The sequence below is a fragment of the Streptomyces canus genome (assembly GCF_041435015.1).
Classification (GTDB): domain Bacteria; phylum Actinomycetota; class Actinomycetes; order Streptomycetales; family Streptomycetaceae; genus Streptomyces; species Streptomyces canus_G.
Genome location: NZ_CP107989.1, coordinates 4,210,859 through 4,228,223, shown reverse-complemented (window position 1 = coordinate 4,228,223; position 17,365 = coordinate 4,210,859). Strand labels below are relative to the sequence as shown.

At 70.3% G+C, this 17,365-nt stretch carries 13 protein-coding genes; 6 read left to right on the top strand and 7 right to left on the bottom strand.

The features are described 5' to 3' along the window. Nucleotides 1–11 precede the first annotated feature (11 nt). The gene (locus OG841_RS18875; RefSeq protein ID WP_365119543.1) at nucleotides 12–4,592 is read right to left on the bottom strand and encodes a ricin-type beta-trefoil lectin domain protein; all 4,581 of its coding nucleotides are present in this window, start codon (nucleotides 4,590–4,592) and stop codon (nucleotides 12–14) included. 436 nt (nucleotides 4,593–5,028) lie between these two features. Between OG841_RS18875 and glmS the strand changes: the two genes are divergently transcribed. Continuing rightward, nucleotides 5,029–6,876, top strand: coding sequence for a glutamine--fructose-6-phosphate transaminase (isomerizing) (gene glmS, locus OG841_RS18870; protein WP_328640410.1), 1,848 nt, complete (start codon nucleotides 5,029–5,031; stop codon nucleotides 6,874–6,876). On the opposite strand, the gene OG841_RS18865 is transcribed toward glmS, so the two are convergent. The 4 genes from OG841_RS18865 to OG841_RS18850 all read right to left on the bottom strand — a co-directional run bounded on the left by OG841_RS18865 (nucleotide 6,863) and on the right by OG841_RS18850 (nucleotide 10,703). Continuing rightward, the gene (locus tag OG841_RS18865; protein WP_371566191.1) at nucleotides 6,863–8,635 is read right to left on the bottom strand and encodes a M16 family metallopeptidase; all 1,773 of its coding nucleotides are present in this window, start codon (nucleotides 8,633–8,635) and stop codon (nucleotides 6,863–6,865) included. The two genes, glmS and OG841_RS18865, sit on opposite strands and share 14 nt — an antisense overlap. Before the next feature lie 14 nt (nucleotides 8,636–8,649). After that, complete coding sequence (locus OG841_RS18860) at nucleotides 8,650–9,603, bottom strand: hypothetical protein (RefSeq protein ID WP_371566189.1); 954 nt, start codon at nucleotides 9,601–9,603, stop codon at nucleotides 8,650–8,652. Nucleotides 9,604–9,669: 66 nt separating this feature from the next. Beyond that, nucleotides 9,670–9,858 carry a DUF397 domain-containing protein gene (locus OG841_RS18855; RefSeq protein WP_371566187.1) on the bottom strand — a complete coding sequence of 63 codons (189 nt, stop codon included), beginning with the start codon at nucleotides 9,856–9,858 and terminating at the stop codon, nucleotides 9,670–9,672. Between the two features lie 8 nt (nucleotides 9,859–9,866). Continuing rightward, complete coding sequence (locus OG841_RS18850; RefSeq protein ID WP_371566185.1) at nucleotides 9,867–10,703, bottom strand: helix-turn-helix domain-containing protein; 837 nt, start codon at nucleotides 10,701–10,703, stop codon at nucleotides 9,867–9,869. 175 nt (nucleotides 10,704–10,878) lie between these two features. On the opposite strand from OG841_RS18850, the gene OG841_RS18845 reads away from it, so the two are divergent. Continuing rightward, complete coding sequence (locus OG841_RS18845; RefSeq protein WP_365119551.1) at nucleotides 10,879–11,286, top strand: ATP-binding protein; 408 nt, start codon at nucleotides 10,879–10,881, stop codon at nucleotides 11,284–11,286. Between the two features lie 11 nt (nucleotides 11,287–11,297). Here the strand turns inward: OG841_RS18845 and OG841_RS18840 are convergent, their stop codons facing one another. Beyond that, a complete protein-coding gene (locus OG841_RS18840; RefSeq protein WP_328640416.1) occupies nucleotides 11,298–11,921 on the bottom strand; it encodes a histidine phosphatase family protein in 624 nt (207 codons plus the stop codon). A 117-nt stretch (nucleotides 11,922–12,038) separates the two neighbouring features. Between OG841_RS18840 and OG841_RS18835 the strand changes: the two genes are divergently transcribed. Beyond that, nucleotides 12,039–12,299 carry a hypothetical protein gene (locus OG841_RS18835; RefSeq protein WP_371566183.1) on the top strand — a complete coding sequence of 87 codons (261 nt, stop codon included), beginning with the start codon at nucleotides 12,039–12,041 and terminating at the stop codon, nucleotides 12,297–12,299. Between the two features lie 30 nt (nucleotides 12,300–12,329). After that, nucleotides 12,330–12,701, top strand: a complete 372-nt coding sequence (locus tag OG841_RS18830; protein ID WP_057607882.1) for a holo-ACP synthase — start codon at nucleotides 12,330–12,332, stop codon at nucleotides 12,699–12,701. A 543-nt stretch (nucleotides 12,702–13,244) separates the two neighbouring features. On the opposite strand, the gene OG841_RS18825 is transcribed toward OG841_RS18830, so the two are convergent. Then, a complete protein-coding gene (locus tag OG841_RS18825) occupies nucleotides 13,245–14,684 on the bottom strand; it encodes a non-reducing end alpha-L-arabinofuranosidase family hydrolase (RefSeq protein ID WP_328640418.1) in 1,440 nt (479 codons plus the stop codon). 418 nt (nucleotides 14,685–15,102) lie between these two features. Here OG841_RS18825 and OG841_RS18820 point away from each other — a divergent pair, with 418 nt between their 5' ends. After that, on the top strand, nucleotides 15,103–16,578 hold the full coding sequence (locus OG841_RS18820) for an NAD(P)H-hydrate dehydratase (RefSeq protein ID WP_328640419.1): 1,476 nt from the start codon (nucleotides 15,103–15,105) through the stop codon (nucleotides 16,576–16,578). A gap of 130 nt (nucleotides 16,579–16,708) precedes the next feature. Continuing rightward, on the top strand, nucleotides 16,709–17,329 hold the full coding sequence (locus OG841_RS18815) for a M23 family metallopeptidase (protein ID WP_328640420.1): 621 nt from the start codon (nucleotides 16,709–16,711) through the stop codon (nucleotides 17,327–17,329). The last annotated feature ends 36 nt before the right edge of the window (nucleotides 17,330–17,365 follow it).

Below are 17,365 nucleotides of genomic sequence, written 5' to 3'. Positions count from 1 at the left end.
CCGGGAATGGGTCACGGCTTGAAAATGACCGTGATGTTGGTGATGCCGTTGTCGGCCATCATGTACCTGAAGGCCGTGGCGGTCCGCTCGTCGGAGACGTACCAGATGATCTCCCAGTCGTTGCCCACCGCTCGGGCCTGGTCCTTCGCCTGCTTGAGCGGTTCGGTGACCCACGACTGGAGCTTGCCCTCGGCGGTGAACATCCGATCGTTCAGCGCCTGGTTCTTGGCATCGATGAGCTTGCCGTTCTGGAACCCGTCGAACTTCACGTATCCGGACTTCCGCCAGGAGGCGGGCACCTTGTAGGAGATGCCGGCCGGGACCCCGTTCGTCATCAACTGCTCGTAGGCGCGGTCGGCCTGGGACATGTTCTCGGTCTCCGCCATCCATCGGCCGGGGCCGCCGAGTTCCAGCCATTTGCAGACCGTGATGCCGTTGCCCACTGCGGCGGCGCGGGCGACGCTCCGGCGGGCGACCCCGTCGACGCACCCCTTCTCCAGTTGCTGGACCGCCCTGTTGCCGATGCCGGCCACTGCCGTCTCGGACAGGCCCAGGGTGCGCAGGGCCTTCCACGCGTCAGCGAACTCGATGCCCGTCCGCGCGGCCGCGTCCACGGCCTTGACCGCGTCCGCGATGGGCCGGAGGATCTTGCCGGCGAAGAGGCTGGCGACATCCACGATCGCCCAGGCGCACCCGACCCCGTCTCCTGCCGCACCGCCCGGGGCCAGCCTCTGGGCGCACTTGATCCAGCTGCCGAAGAGGATGTCGATCGGGTCGATGTTCTTCTGGTATTCCGCGATCGTGATGGTGTGCGTGACCTTGGTGGAGAGTTCCTTGGTCTGGACCTCGTCCACGTACACCGTCGCGCCGGAGGGGCACCTGTACTGCTCCAGGTCCAGATCCTCCGCGGTGCACATATACACATCGATGAGCGCCGTGAACCGGATCTTCACGGTCATCGTGCAGTCGCCCTTGTAGAAGAGCTTGTCGATCCAGCCGTCGCAGCCGTCCGTCTTCTCTACGGTCTCCGGCTCGCCGATCTTGTTGTAGTGGTCGACGACATAGAACATGTTGCCGATGGAGCCATCGACCTCGTCGACGACGGTGCCCGTCTCGATCTGGTTCGCTTTGTTCTGCCGCTCGGTCCTGTCGGCGGCCTCCTGGGCCTCCTTCGCGTACTTGTCGGCGTCCTTCGCCGCCTCCTCCGCCTCCGTCGCCGCCGCGTCCGCGCGGTCGGCGGCGGATCGGGCGTCCTTCGCCGCCTGTTCGGCTTCCGACGCTGCCGCGCGGGCCGCTTCCGCGTCGAGGGCGGCCTGGTCGGCCGCCGCGCGGGCGGAGTCTGCGTAGCCCTCGGCGCGGCCGGCTGCCGCGTCGGCGGCTGCCGCGTCCTCGGTGGCCTGGCGGTCGTACTCGACCGTGCGGGCCAGTGACTGGGTGGCCTTGGCGGCTGCCTCCGCCGCGTCGGCCGCGTAGCCCAGGGCCTCCTTGGCGTAGCCGCGGGCGTCCCTCGCGTAGCCGGCGGCCTTGGCCGCGTGCTGGAGGGCCTCCTTGGCGTCGGCCGTCGCCTGGTCGGCGAGGACCTGGGCGGCCGCGGCCTCCTCCTGCGCGTTCTTCGCGTGGGCGTCGGCCACCGCCTGCTGCTGGTCGGCGATCGACTTCGACGCCTGCCCGCTCAGGACGACGAGCGAGGCCGCCGAGTCGGTGGTGAGGTAGGGCGAACCCAGCTGGATCGCGTCGTTCGCCGGGGCCGCCACCTGTTCGGCGGACTTCGCCGCGTCCACGGCCGCCTGGGCGGTGACGTGGGCGAAGCCGACGGCCTTGGCCGCGGCGAGACGGGCGTTGGCGGCCTCCTTGAGGGCCTCGTTCGCGTGACCCCTGGCCTCCTTGGCGTGGGCCTCGGCCTCGTCGGCCAGCTTGACCGCCGTCTTCGCCTCCTCGGCGGCGTGCGCGGCCGCCTTGATGGCGTCGGCGACGGCCGCCGTGGCGGTGCGTACGGCGGCGTCGGCCTTCAGCTTGGCGGCCTGGGCGGCGTCCGAGTCGGCGCGGGCCCGCTTGGCGGCGGCCTCGGCACGGGTGGCGGCGGCGTCCGCCTCGGCGGCGGCCTGCGTGGCGGCGTCGGCCGCCGCTCGCGCGTTGCGCGCGGCCGTCTCGGCGGCGTCCGCCTGCCGGTCCGCCTCGTCGGCGGCGGACCGGGCGGCGGTCGCCGCGTCGTCCGCGTCCAGCGAGTCGGCGTAGGCGCCCTTGGCGTCGGCCTTGGCACGGGCCGCGTCGGCCTTCTGTTCGGCCTCCCAGGCGTCGTCCCGCTTGGCCTTGGCGTTGTCGCGAGCCGCGACCGCGTCGTCCCGCCTGCTGTTGGCGGTCTTCTCGGCGGACTCGGCCTTGTCCTTGGCGTCGTTCGCCTTCGACGCCTCGGCCTGGGCGGTCTGCTTGTACTGGTTCGCCTCCCCCTGCTTGGCCTCGGCGGTCTCCTTCTCCTTCTTCGCCGTCGCTTCCTCGGCCTCGGCCGCGAGCCGCCGGGAGTGCGCCTCGGCGGCGGCCGCCTTGGCGTCGCCCTCGGCGTTCAGGGCCTCGGTGAGCTTGGCCTCCGCGGTTTCCTTGTCCTTCTTGGCGTTGTCGCGGTGGACCTTCGCCGCGTCGGCGGCGGCCTTCGCCTGGAGCTCGGCCTTCTCGGCGGCCTGCTTGCGGAACTCGGCCTTCACCTGCGCGGCCTGGGCCAGCGCCCGCTGGGTGATGGTCGCGCTGTCCGCGGCGGCGGCACGGGTGGCGGCCTCGGCGGTCTCGCCGGCCTTCACCATCGCCGTGAGGGCGGCTACGGCACCCTTGGTGACCTGCGCCTTCTGCTGGCCGACCAGGAGACCGCGGCCTCGCGGGGCGCCGTTGCCGTCCGCAATGGTGTACGCGGCCTGCTCGGCGGTGTCGGAGGCGGTGCCCGCCTTCTGGGCGGCGGCGAGCTGGCTCTTGACGGCGGCGAGCTTGTTCGCCGCTGCGGCCTGCGCCTTGGCGATATTGGCCTTGGCCTTGGTGAACTGGGCCGTCGGCGGCACCGTGCCGGTGTGCCCGGACGGCTTGACCGTGACCTTCTGCGGGGTGCCGCCGGAGCAGGTCCACAGCCGGGAGTCCTGGCCGCTGTCGTACGTCGGCAGGTCCAGGCACTTGCCGGTGCCGACGTTCTTCAGCGGCGTGGCGGCGCGGACGTTGTACTCCCAGGTCTGCGCCGGGGAGCTGCTGCACGTCAGCAGCTGGATCTTCGTGCCGTTCGCCGAGTTGTTGCCGGCCACGTCGAGGCACTTGAGGGACTTGACGTTCCTCAAGTGCAGGCCCTTGTCGTCGCCCTCGACCCGCCACTGCTGTCCGGCCGAGCCGTTGCAGGTGTAGATCTGGACGACCGTGCCGTTGGCGGTGCCGCCGCCCGCCGCGTCGAGGCACAGGCCCGACTTGCCGGTCACCCCGATCGTCGTCGGCGCGTCACCGATCCAACCGACCCCGCCCTCGGACCAGTAGTCCTGCCAGCGGGTGAGACGGTCGGCGGCCCAGGACTGGCCCAGCAGGTCGCCGAGCGCCTTGGAACCGGCGGCGAGAGCCGTGACGGCGTCCTTGTTGGACGTCAGGATCTGGTTGCGCTGGGAGGCCTGGGAGGCGATCTCCTGCTGCCACTCGGCCGCCGCGGTCGCGGTGGCGTCGCTCAGCACGCCGTTCGGGTCGAGGGGGTCACGCCAGGCGCAGCCCGCGAAGCGGGACTTGAGGTTCTCGACCGCGATCCGGTACTCGGCACTGTCGGGGGCCGGGGCGGTGCGGGGGAAGCCGCCGGACTCCAGGAAGATCCGGGCGTCGTCGGCGCCCGCGTGCGTCCCCGGGCCGCCGTGCATCCAGTCGAACGCGCTCCGTTCGGCGAGCGCGCGGTTCCACTCGTCGGACGGCAGAGTCGGGTCCGGGTCCGAGCCGTAGAGCGGAGTCCCCAGGGCGTCGACGGCCTTGAGGGTCGTCTCGTCGGTGGCGGGCGTCGAGTCCTCGTAGAAGTCGCCGTCGTTCTGCCAGAACCGGTCGGAGATCCACTTGGTCAGGCCGGTCTGGCCGTAGAAGCTCTGCTGGCCGTCGTTGTTGGTGCCGGGTGGCCAGTGGAAGCCGGTCTCGGTGAAGCCGGCCGGGGTGGTCAGCCCCTCGACGGGCACCTTCCAGGCGTCCCGGAGGGCGTTGATGGCGTCGAGCTCCCGGGCCGAGGCGTCGCGGTCCTTCTGATACGCCGTCGCCAGCGGCGTCTGCTGCCAGTTGGCCCGGTCGGCCAGGACGTGCAGCTTGTCCTGCGGCTGGTTGAGCGCGTCCTGCGCGGTGGTCGCCATGGACGTGCCGCCCAGGCGCAGCACGTCGGTCATCAGGCACTGGTCCTGCCGGAGCTGCTCGGCGGCGGTGTCCTGGTACCAGGGGTAGCTGTCACTCGCGGGGACGGCGTCCCGGCCGATGTTCTGGACGACGGGGCCCGAACCGACGGCTATGCCGGCCAGGAGCGCGGTGGCGAGGACGGGCGGGAGGAGCCGGGCGGTCGCCTTGACGGCGAGTCGTCTCGGCTTTGTGGAAGGTCTGGGTCTCAGGCGCACGTGTGTACCCCCTGTCGGGGGGAAAACCGCGGATCCGCCCCGAGGGCCGGCGCGTGCAGGCTCTGCGGCATGCCGGCGTGACCCCCGTTGCGCGGCGACGCTGTTCCCCCGGTCGCTGGCTCGAACTGAGCGCCACCGGTCTGGTCATGATCCGGTCAAGCGCGCGTTACTTTAGGCAGCTGTCGAGCGGTTTGGGCAAGGGCTTTTGGCCAGCGGACCCGCCGTGGCGCGAAGTCACCGGTGGTCTCCGAGTGGCCGTACGGAAGACGTGATTCCTGCGCCTCCAGGGGAGTTCTGTGGTGTTTCTGTGGCGGATCGGTGAGGTTCGGGGGGTCGAGGAGTGCAAAGTTGGCTCGATTCCGCCCCCTGCCGCGATATCCGGAATCGGGCACGAAGTGCCGTGTTTCGACGCCCCATGCCCCCTAGGCTGCCGCGCATGTGCGGAATCGTGGGATACGTGGGGTCGCAGTCGGCGCTCGATGTCGTGATGGCCGGACTGAAGCGACTGGAGTACCGGGGGTACGACTCGGCAGGCGTCGCCGTGCTGGCGGACGGCGGGCTGGCGGCGGCCAAGAAGGCCGGGAAGCTGGTCAATCTGGAGAAGGAGCTGGTGGAACGGCCGTTGCCGGCGGGGCTCACCGGTATCGGGCACACGCGGTGGGCCACACACGGCGGGCCGACGGATGCCAACGCGCATCCTCATCTGGACAACGCGGGCCGGGTCTCCGTCGTCCACAACGGCATCATCGAGAACTTCGCCCTGCTGCGGGCCGAGTTGGAGGACCGCGGACACGAGCTGGCCTCGGAGACGGACACGGAGGTGGTCGCGCACCTGCTCGCCGAGGAGTTCTCGGTGACGGCCGACCTCGCGGAGGCGATGCGGCTGGTGTGCCGACGGCTGGAGGGGGCGTTCACGCTGGTGGCCGTACACGCCGATGAACCGGACGTCGTCGTGGGCGCCCGGCGGAACTCGCCGCTGGTGGTCGGCGTCGGCGAGGGCGAGGCGTTTCTGGCGTCGGATGTGGCGGCCTTCATCTCCCACACCCGCTCCGCGATCGAGCTCGGCCAGGACCAGGTCGTCGAACTGCGGCGCGACGGCGTGACAGTGACGGGCTTCGACGGCCGTCCCGCCGATGTCCAGCCGTACCACGTCGACTGGGACGCCTCCGCCGCGGAGAAGGGCGGCTACGACTACTTCATGCTCAAGGAGATCGCCGAGCAGCCGAAGGCGGTCGCCGACACGCTGCTCGGTCGTATCGACGCGGCCGGGTCCCTGACGCTGGACGAGGTCCGGATCTCCGCCGCCGAGCTGCGGGAGGTGGACAAGGTCGTCATCGTGGCCTGCGGTACGGCCTTCCATGCGGGGCTCATCGCCAAGTACGCCATCGAGCACTGGACCCGCATCCCCTGCGAGGTGGAGCTGGCGAGCGAGTTCCGCTACCGGGACCCGATCCTGGGCCCGCGGTCCCTCGTGATCGCGATCTCCCAGTCCGGGGAGACCATGGACACGCTCATGGCGCTACGGCACGCCCGCGAGCAGGGTTCCAAGGTCCTGGCGATCTGCAACACCAACGGGTCCACGATCCCCCGGGAGTCGGACGCGGTGCTGTACACGCACGCGGGGCCCGAGGTCGCCGTGGCGTCGACGAAGGCGTTCCTGACCCAGCTCGTGGCGTGCTACCTGGTGGCGCTGTACCTGGGGCAGGTGCGGGGGACCAAGTGGGGCGACGAGATCTCCGCCGTCGTCCGGGACCTGTCGCACATCTCCGGTGAGGTCGAGCGCGTGCTGGAGACGATGGAGCCGGTGCGAGCGCTGGCGCGGTCACTGGCCGACAAGAAGACCGTGCTGTTCCTCGGGCGCCATGTCGGATATCCGGTGGCGCTGGAAGGCGCGTTGAAGCTCAAGGAGCTCGCCTACATGCACGCCGAGGGGTTCGCGGCAGGGGAGTTGAAGCACGGGCCGATCGCGCTGATCGAGGAGGACCTGCCGGTCGTGGTGGTCGTGCCCTCGCCCCGGGGGCGGTCGGTGATCCACGACAAGATCGTGTCCAACATCCAGGAGATCCGGGCCCGGGGTGCGCGGACGATCGTGATCGCGGAGGAGGGGGACGAGGCGGTGGTGCCGTACGCCGATCACCTGATCCGGATTCCGGCCACGCCGACCCTGCTGCAGCCGTTGGTGGCGACCGTGCCGCTGCAGGTGTTCGCCTGTGAGCTGGCCACGGCCCGGGGCAACGAGGTGGACCAGCCGAGGAACCTGGCGAAGTCGGTCACTGTGGAGTAGTCGGCTGTCCGGTCCGGTACAGGTTGCGGGCGGCGTGGAGCAGCCAGAACTCCAGCACGCATCCGGCGATCACGGGCAATCTGATCGAGGGTTCCTGGATTCCGTTGACGAGGAGGGTGACGAGGAGCACGGGCCACAGTGTGGCCAGCGCCGTCACGAAGACGAAGTGGCCCGACACCCGCCCGGCCGACCCCCGGCCCTCGGTCTGCTGGGACCCGTCCGCCGGGGTCCGCGGGGCGGGGGCCGTCCGTTCGCGCGGCTGAGGGATCTCCTGTGCCGGGCGGGCCGGAAGGGGGACGAGCGCGGCGGCGGGAACCGCCTTGTCCAGTACGGCGATCCGCTCGGCCGTGACGTCCCCGAACAGGGTCGGCTCCACGGTCACCTGGAAGCCGTCGAGGCCGGTGAGGCAGCGGGCTCCGTCGGGGCGGGTGGTCATCGCGGCGCAGGCGTCGTACCGCACGGTGACCAGCCCACCCGGTGTCGACAGGGTCACGCCCGCCTCCCCGATGATCAGGGTGACGTCGTCGTCCTCCAGGGACGGGTGCAGGGTGCCGGAGACCCCGGACGGCGAGAATTGGGGGGCCGCGGTGAGGCCTGCCCAGTCGGCGCCCCGGGTCGGCACCTGGAGCAGCCCGCCGTCCCACGCCTCCCGGGCGACCTCGCGCAGGTCGGCGACGCCGACCGCCTCAAGTTCGGCCCTGTGCTGCTCGGGAGTCAGGATCCGGTGGCCGGTCAGCAGGCTGAGCGCGTACGACGGCAGCAGGGCCGCGCCGAGATCGGGGACGTCGTAGCGCTTGAGCAACTTCCCGCGCGCGGAGTCCAGTTCGGCCTGCTCGATGCGGCCCGCGCGCAGCCGGGCGAAGACGTCGACGAAGCCGCCGACCGCGGCGTCCTGCTTCTGCGGCAGCGCGTCGGCGTACGCGGTCAGCGTGGCGAAGTCGGTGTCGCGCGGGGAGTAGTCGGCCTCCGCCGAGTACGAGTAGCCGCCCTTCTGGCGCAGGTCCTGGAAGAGGGCGCGGCCCAGCACCTCGGCGAACACCGCGGCCGCGGTGGAGCGGCGCAGGACGGAGGTGAAGACGAGGTGGCCGTCCTCGCCGCGGAGGTAGGCGGGCGTGTCGGGCAGCGCGCTGGACGGGGTCGGGGCGGGAAAGCGGCGGCCGGCGGGCAGGGTGAGGTCCAGGCCGTCGGGTACGCGGTCCGCGGTGAGGAACAGCACGGCGTTGTCCCGGGTGAAGCGGGTCTCGGCCCAGTGGCGCACCTGGTCGGGCGTCAGGGTGCGGGTGCCGTGTTCCTCGTAACTGGACAGGCCGTAGCCCTGGGCGCCGTAACGCCAGAGCGGCATCTGGGACAGGGCACCTTTCCCGCGGCTGCCCGCCTCCGTGCGCAGGAGATCCTTCTCCGTCTCCAGGCGGTCCATCGGCAGGTCGCGCAGTGCCTCGCAGACGCTGTTGAGGTATGTGACGACCTCGTCCTCGTCGCCGGTGACGTGGAAGAGGGTGTACGTGCTCGCCGTGGCGCCGTTGTAGTGCAGGTCGGACAGGCCCAGGCGGTACAGGGCGAGGTGCTCCACGAGATGGGTGATGCCGGAGGTGGGCAGGGTCTCGTCGGCATGGCCCACCCGGAAGACGAGACCGGCGGTGATCGCGCCGGGGCGCGGGGCGAAGAGGGTGGGGATGCCGTGGACGGTGGTGTGGCGGACGATGCCGTCGAGAACGCCGAGGGCGTCGAGGGCGGTCGCGGAAGTGTCGTGCGTGGTCATGGGCGTCTCCTTCCTCAGAGCGTCGCCAGCGCGGCGGTGCGGTACTCCGTGAACCGGGTCTTCCAGTCGGGCAGGTACCGCCAGAAGGACTCGGAGGCGCTGTCGCCCAGGGCGGTGAAGTGCCGGGCGGCGTCCTCGAGATGGCCGCCGAGGGAGAAGGCCAGGGCGAAGGTGCTGTGACCTTCGATCCGGTGCCGGCCGGGGCGGTGGTGGGGGTGCAGTACGGAGATCTGGGCGGCGTGGCGCAGATCGTTGCGGACGGCCACGTCCCGGAGGTACTCCGTCACCTTGGCGCTGGTGAGATCCACGCAGTGTTCGATGTGGGCCTGGGCCACCAGGACTCCGGCGAGCGAGCCGTCCGGTGCGGCGCTCGCGCACTCCTGGGCGAAGCCGTGCGCGGCCTCCCACGAACCGCCCCACTTGGGGCACAGCTGCTGCAGCAGGTGCGACTGTGCGCGGAAGTGGTGCGGGTGATGCTCCGCGAGCCGGTCGTAGCGCCGCCGGGCCTCGGACTGGCCGAGCGCCAGCCCGCGGGCGGTCGCCAGCCGGGCGGTCCACGCCGGGACGTACGCCGGATGCTCGGCACACACCTCGATCAGCAGCCGTTCCGCCTTGCGCAGCCAGTCGTGGAACTGCTCGGCCCGGTCCCACGGGACGTCCTCGCCGCGGGCGTGTCCCCGGGCGCGCCAGCCGAGGTGGATGTACCGCTCGGCGAGGAGGGTGCGGGGGAGGGGGGCGGTGGGCTGGGCCTTCGCGGCCTTCTCCAGGAACCACTCGGTCCGCTCGACTCCGGCGAGGAGCGCTGCCGCGAAGGAGACGTCCTCGGTGGAGGGGATCTCCTTGAAGAAGGCCTGCGTGGCTTCCCAGTCTCCGTCCCAGGCGGCGGCGCGGAGCGGGGCCAGTTCGGACACCGCGTCGAAGGGATCGGTCACCGGCGGTCTGGCCCCGCCGACAGTACTTTCGCCCATACGACGGTCCCCCTGGCCGAGTCGATACGCGGTGCTGCGCAGGCTAGCAGGAGGGGTTACGCGGGGTTACTGAGATAGGGAGGTGGTCTTGAGGGCGCCGATGAAGGCCGTGAAGGTGGGGGCGGGGAGGGTGAGGGTGGCTCGGGCGGGGGCCTTGGAGTCGCGGATGGATACGTGGGTGGGGGAGTTGGCTATCTCGACGCATTCGTTACCGTCGCCGCCGCCGGAGTAGGACGACTTCCGCCAGTTGTCCATGGGGTCCCTCACAACTCCTCTGCCAGCCGGTGAATGAAGTCACGGGTCTGGTCCGGTTCGAGTGATACGGCCTCCACCATATGGAAGCGCGTTCGATAACTGCGGAGCTGGGCCTCGGCGTCGACAAAGATCGAGCCATGGGGCGTGTCCCGTACCACCGTGTCCAGCTTGGGCAGCGGGCCGCCCACGTACGACATCGTGCTAGAGGCTCTGGCGAAGCCGTCCAGGTCGAAGGGGATGGCGCGCAAGGTGATGTGGTTCGCCTCGGACAGCTCAAGGAGCCGGGCGAGTTGGGCCTTTGAGGCGATGCGGTCGCTGACTCTGATCCGAAGCGCGGCCTCATGGATCACCGCTGTGTACGGGATGGTGATCTGCTGGCGTGCCTTCCGGTGCTGGATGCGCAACTCCATCTCGTCGTAGGTGAGTTCGGGCAGCCTGTCCGAGAAGACGGCACGGGCGTAGTCCTCCGTCTGCAACAGGCCCGGCACGTACAGGACGGCAACGTGGTGCTGGAACCGGGCATGGTGCTCCAGCTCGGACAGGTCCAGGAAAGACGTGGGCAACAAGCCTCGATAGTCCTCCCACCAGCCACGGGTCCGGTCGGTGGCCATCGCGGCCAACGCTTCGATGAACTCCTTGTCCGTGCAGGCGTAGTGGGACGCGAGGCGACGTAGACGTTCCTCGCTCACGCCTGCGAGCCCGGATTCGATGTGGCTCATCTGGGCGCGATTCGCCCCGAGTAGCGCTGCGGCCTCGATAGCGGTGAGTCCTGCCGCCTCGCGGAGTCTGCGCAGTTCGGTCCCCAGCCGTACCTGGCGTGCGGTGGGTTCGCGCCTCAGGACCATGGGTTGCTCCTCGTTCGGGGGCGGATCACGTGATCCGCTTGCTCCGGTCCACATGTTAGCCCTACGTTCTGTGATGCAACGCTTACTCTGCGGAAGTGCACCGCTCCGTCCTGCCATGACGAACGCGGCACCGCCACCGCAACCAACCAGCCCTCACCTGAACGGAGTTCTTCGTATGCCCGAAAACGAACCCTGGGAGTACACCCTGTACATCCCGAACGACCTCCGAGCCGTCACCGTCGCCCGCCGCACCCTCCGGCTCATCCTCACGATGCACGGCCTGATCCGCCTGGCCGACACCGCGGAGCTCCTCGCGGCGGAGTTGGTCTCCAACGCCGTACGCCATACGAAAGGACCGGCCGCGCTGCGGGTGCGTTGGTCGGCGGGGGTGCTGCGGATCGGGGCGTGGGACGCGGACCCTGAACCTCCGCAGCCGCCGGGTGAGTTGGACCTTTTGCGGGAGGCGGAGGAGGGGCGGGGGCTGGCGCTGGTGCGGGCCTGCGCGGATCTGTGGGGGTGGCAGCCGCTGGCCAGACACGGCAACCGGGGGAAGTACGTGTGGTGCGAGCTGGCCGCGGCCTGAACGGTGCGGGGTCAGACGTGCGACTCCGGAGGGAAGCCCGTCCAGCGCAGTTCGGCGGGCAGGTGCCGCATGTCGTTGGAGACGAGGACGGAGGCCGCTCGGCCGGGCGCGTAACGGATGACCGTGAGCGCCGCGTTGCCGTGGTTGAGGCCGAGCCAGCGCCACTTCGGGGCGTGCATGGCGTCCCGGACGAGCCAGGCGACGAGGAAGCTGTGGGTGACGACCAGTTCGTGTCGGTCCGCTTCGCCGTCCACCGGTCCGGTGAACAGGTCGAGTGCCTGGCGGGCCAGCGCAGCGCCCTGCTCCCGCTCGTCGTCGGTGGTGTCGGCGAGGAAGCGGAGGTAGAAGTCCGCTGCTTCGGGCGGGAGTTCGTCCTTCTGGGGAACGTAGGGCACGTAGTCCCCCGCGACTTCCGAGACGAGTAGGGGAACGTCCTTCAGTTGGTCGTGGATCAGGCGGGCCGTCTGTGCGGCCCGCGGAAGCGGGCCATGGTGAACGGCCGTGAAGGGGATGTCCTGGAGCCGTCGGCCGAGCAGTGAGGCCTGCTGTCGGCCGGCACGGGTCAACCCGCTCTCGTCGGGCAACGCCTCGCCGTGCCGGGCGAGGTAGAGGTAACGGGCGGCTGTGCCGGTCATCGCGGGCTCCTCTGTGAGCGATCTCCGCGACATGTATATCTGACGTGATCATGGTCACCTCGGCCTGGGGAAAGACCGTGGGCTCTTGTGGGACTCGTAAAGACCGCTTATCGGATCATGTCGTTCGTCAGCTACTTCCCCGGCCGGGGGACGGTTCGTGAGACGGCCTACCTGGAAGGAAGGACGGAAGGCGAGGCCAAGGGGATCCTCTCCGTGCTGGAGGTGCGCGGCATCCCCGTGACCGACAGTGTGCGCGAGCGCATCACCAGCTGCGCCGATGTCGACCGCATGGACACCTGGCTGAAGCGTTCCCGCACGGTCGAGCGGGCCGAGGACCTGTTCGACGAGGCGGGGAAGGCCGACGAGCCGATCGCGTGACCGGCGCCGGGCGGGTCGTAAAGTGCCCGGATGAGCATCATCGGTGTCGGTATCGACGTGGCGGAGATCGACCGGTTCGCGGCGTCCCTGGAGCGGACGCCCGGCCTGGCCCAACGGCTCTTCCGGGACGACGAGTTGCTGCTGCCCGGCGGGGAGCGGCGGGGTGTCGCCTCGCTGGCGGCGCGGTTCGCCGCCAAGGAGGCCCTGGCGAAGGCGCTCGGGGCCCCCGCGGGCCTGCACTGGACGGACGCCGAGGTCTACGTCGAGGACAGCGGGCAGCCCCGGCTGCGGGTGACCGGGACGGTCGCGGCGCGGGCGGCGGAACTCGGCGTGCGGTCCTGGCACGTGTCGCTCAGTCATGACGCGGGTGTGGCGTCGGCGGTGGTGATCGCGGAGGGGTGACGAACGGGCGCGGGGTGGTGGGCGTTTGCTCAGTCCGCGTTGTCGTGGCGGGCGCGGGCGCCCGTGTTCAGGCGGCCTGGTCCCACTGGACGTAGACAGGCGCTGGGGCGTCGCCCAGTGAGCACTGTGCATCGTGAAGTTGCTGGTCACGGGTCTGGTGTGTGCGGGGTTCGGGATGCTCGTGCTGGTCGTGGGTGGATGACTTCGGTGAAGATCGTCGGTCACCGGGAAACTTCGCGGTTTGTGACGGACGACCATGCCGCCGCCCAGTGATCACCTCGGACGCCGGCGACCCCGGCTCACTCGACAAACCCTGAAACCGACCGACTCACCAGGCTTGACACGTTCCGCGTCTCGTGGTCGACCAGGACGAGGCCGCCACCATCCGGGTTCTCCACATGTACGGGCGGGCTCGGCCTTGCACCGAGCCCGCCGCTCCAACTCCACCCGGTCCTGATCGCTCGCTGTGACGCTCACCCGGTTCGGCGTACGTCGTTGCCCGCGAACGTCAGGACCGGAGCCGGACCTGTGTCACGCCACCGGCTAGCGCTGCAGTGTCAGCACTCCCGGCCGGTACGGCAGGAGGCCGTAGTCCCCGCCGTCGCTGTTGGGGTCGCGCCCCTGGTAGAGGAACTGCAGGTTGCAGGGGTCAATGGTCTTGGTCTGGTCGGGGTTGGTGCGAACCAGATCGCCGTGGCTGATGTCCCTGGTCCAGGTCGCGCCACTGTTGGCACTGCCGGCGAAGGGGCTGGTCACGGTGTTGGCCTGCGGTGACGGTGTCCACGTGCCGTTGAGGCTGGTGGCCGTGAACGCGCGGAAGTAGCGACCGTACCCCGTGTAATTCTGGGCCTCGACCATCATGAGGTACTGGTTCTGGCCCTGGACCTTGTAGACCTCCGGCGCCTCGAACAGGTCGAGCGACGATTCGCTCATGATCTTCGTGAACGAACCGAAGGTGCCCGGGAAGTTGCCGATGGGCATGCCGGCACGGTAGATGCCGCCCTCATCGTCGGCGAAAAACATGTACATGTTCGTGTCGTCGCCGATAAGGGTCACGTCGAGGGGGCCGCCCTTCGGGAGGGTGCCCGTGAACAGCTCCTGCTGCGCGGACCAGCCGTTGGGGTCGGTGGGGTCGCTCGAGGTGCGGTAGCCGAAGCTGTACGGCCAAGCCCCGTTGTAGGCAAGCACCCAGAGGTTCTTCGGGGCGAAGTAGAACAGCGTCGGCGCGATGCCGTCGAAAGGGATCGTGGTCTGGGTGGCGGTGGCCATGTCGGACCAGTTCGTGAAGGGGCTGAAGGTCGCCAATCCCCAGCGACCGTCGTTACCGGCGAGGTTGTTGTGCGACGTGGCATAGACGACGTGCTTGCCGTTGTAGACGACGCTGGTGAAGTCCTTCAGTGCGGACCACCCCGCCTTCGGCTGCGCCAACGGGCCGGTCGATGTCCAGCGGTACGTCGACGGAAGAGCACACGAGTTGCTCGCCCCGGCCAGGCCGGTCCACTTCTGGTTGGTGCCGCCGTGGCACGACCAGATCTGCACCGCCGTGCCGTTGGTCTTACCCCAGCCCGCGGCCTCCAGGCACAGCCCGGACCGCACGCCGACGATCGTGCCGTCGGGGTTCACCCGCCACTGCTGGTTGTCACTGCCGGTGCACGTCCAGATCTGCACCGGGGTCCCGGACGTGGTGGCGCCGCCCCGGACATCCAGGCACTTGTTGCCGTACACGGTCAGCTGGTTGCTGTCCGTCAATGTCCACTGCTGGTTGGTTCCGCCGTGGCAGTCCCAGATCTGCACGTTCGCGCCGTCGGCCTGGCTGAAGCCCGACACATCGAGACACTTGCCGGAATCAACACCGCGCACGTCACTGGTGGTGGCCGCCTGAGCCGGGCCGGCGACGAGCAGTGCCGCCAACGCGGCCAGGGCCGCAACCACGGCGGCGAGCACCGCAGGCGGACGTCTGCGGCTGAAGATACGTCGGTGCATAAGGACCTCGTCATCCTTGAGCAAGCGACTCCGGTTTGGCCCGTCAGGGGCTGTCCGGAGGCGGTGAGGTGCGGCCCAGAAGTGTTCGACATGGCGAACGCGGGTCGAAGTGTCGAGCAACTGGATCATAGGGTTCCGGTGATCAGCGTCAATACGTCTCGCAAAACTCGCGGGCAGAAACGTTCGCAGGCTGAAACCAGGCGGCTTCAAGTCCCTTGGTTGTACGGGTCTTTGGCGTGAGGGGCAGGTAGCGGTGCGGGCACGGGCTCGGTCCCGAACCTCGCACACACCAGACCCGTGACCAGCAACTTCACGATGCACAGTGCTCAGTGATGTGGTGACCACGGCGAGAGGCCAATAGGGCGCGCCCTTTTCGACCCTTCGCGTTTCACGGCAGCTCTGCGGCAGACTCGGTCGCATGCGTACTGCGTACAGCGTGGACACGGTGAGGGCGGCCGAGCGGGAGCTGATGGCTCGGCTGCCGGAGGGCGCGCTCATGCAGCGGGCCGCGGCTGGACTTGCCGCCGCCTGCGCGGATCTGCTGGGGCGGGTGTACGGCCGTCGGGTCGTGCTGCTCGTCGGGAGCGGGGACAACGGCGGCGACGCCCTCTACGCGGGCGCGCGGCTCGCGAGGCGCGGGGCCGGTGTCACCGCCGTGCTGCTCGCGCCCGAGCGCGCCCACTCCGCGGGGCTGGCCGCGCTGCGGCGGGCCGGGGGGCGTGCCGTGGACGGCGACGGACGGGTCGTAGGAACCGGAGGACCTGCCCCGGAGACCCACGGCGCCGAACGGCTCATCGCGCGGGCCGACCTCCTCCTCGACGGCATCGTCGGGATCGGCGGCAAGGGCGGGCTCCGCCCCGAGGCGGCCCGGCTGGCCGAGGTCGCCGACCGGTCCCGCGCCGCCGTCGTCGCCGTGGATCTGCCCAGTGGCGTCGACGCCGACACCGGTGAGGTGCGCGGGGCGGCCGTACGGGCCGACCTCACCGTCACCTTCGGGACGCACAAGCCCGGCCTGCTGATCGATCCCGCGCGGGAGTACGCCGGGTCGGTGCGGCTCGTCGACATCGGGCTGGCCCTTCCCGAGGAGGCCGCACTGGAAGCCCTCCAACACGCCGATGTACGGCGCCTGTTGCCCGTGCCGACCGGAGAGAGCGACAAGTACCGGCGAGGAGTCGTCGGGATCGCCGCCGGGTCCGCGCGGTACCCGGGAGCGGCCGTACTCGCCGTGTACGGGGCGCTGCGGGGCGGTGCCGGGGCCGTGCGGTACGTCGGGCCCGCCGCGGACGCCGTGATCGCCCGCTTCCCCGAGACGCTCGTCTCCGACCGGGGTCCGAAGCACGCCGGACGCGTGCAGGCGTGGGTCGTCGGGCCGGGGGCCGGGGACGACGCCACGGCCGTCGGAGAGGTGCTGGCGTCCGACGTGCCGGTCCTCATCGACGCGGACGGACTGCGGCTCGCCGACCGGGACGCCGTACGCGCGCGTACCGCGCCGACCCTCATGACCCCGCACGCCGGAGAGGCCGCCGCGCTCCTCGGGGTGCCGCGCGAGGAGGTCGAGGGGGCCCGGCTGGCCTCGGCGCGGGAACTCGCCGGGCGCTACGACGCGACCGTGCTGCTCAAGGGCTCGACCACGCTGGTCGCCGACGCCGGCGGCGGGGCCGTACGCGTCAACCCGACCGGGACGGCGTGGCTGGCCACCGCCGGCAGCGGGGACGTCCTGTCCGGTCTCGCCGGGTCCCTGCTCGCGTCCGGGCTGAGCGCTCTGGACGCCGGCAGCGTGGGCGCGTATCTGCACGGGCTGGCTGGGCGGTTCGCGGCGGACGGGGCACCGGTGGGGGCGCACGACGTGGCCGAGGCCGTACCGGCGGCCTGGCGGGACGTGACGGACGCCTGACCGCGGATCAGCAGGCGTACGGGTGACGGCGAGCCGGAATACCGACGCGTAACCGCGAACTACTACCTGATGGGACCAATACCGGTCGGCCGAATATGCGGAGCTGAAAGGGCGATGTTTCGCTGGCCGCATGGATGAGCCAAATATACGAGGCACCACCCGGCGCGAGTTGCTGGGAGGCGCGGCAGTCGTTCTGGGGAGTCCCGTTCTCGGTTTCCGCGAGGACACCCCGGAACCGTCAGAGGAAGAGCCCGGCGGGAACTGCGGCGGCGACTACGACGCGGAATACGAGGAACTGTTCGAGGCCGCCGAGGACGTCGAGGTCGACGACCGCTCCCTCACCGCCAAGTGGACCCGCCCCATCCGGAAGCGGGCCAGGGTGACGATGCGTTACCGGGTGCGGGGAAACTGGCTGGTCGGCTATCACACCGGAGTCGATCTTGCCGTGCCGAAGGGAACCCCGGTCTACGCGGTCGGCACCGGCGTCGTCGTCCTGGCCAGCTGGTCGGGGTCGTACGGAAAGGCCGTGACGATCAAGATGAGCGATTCACGGTATGTGCTCTACGCCCATCTCTCGCGCATCTCGGTCGCGCGCGGCGCCAAGGTCAAGGCCGGCACCCGCATAGGCAGCAGTGGGGCCACCGGGCGCGCCACGGGCCCGCATCTGCACTTCGAGGTCCGCTCCCGCCGCCCGTACGGCTCGGACATCGACCCGGTGAAATACCTGGCCCGGCACGGTCTGAGCCTCTGACACGCGTGCGCGTGCGCGCCCCGAGGGGGACGCGCT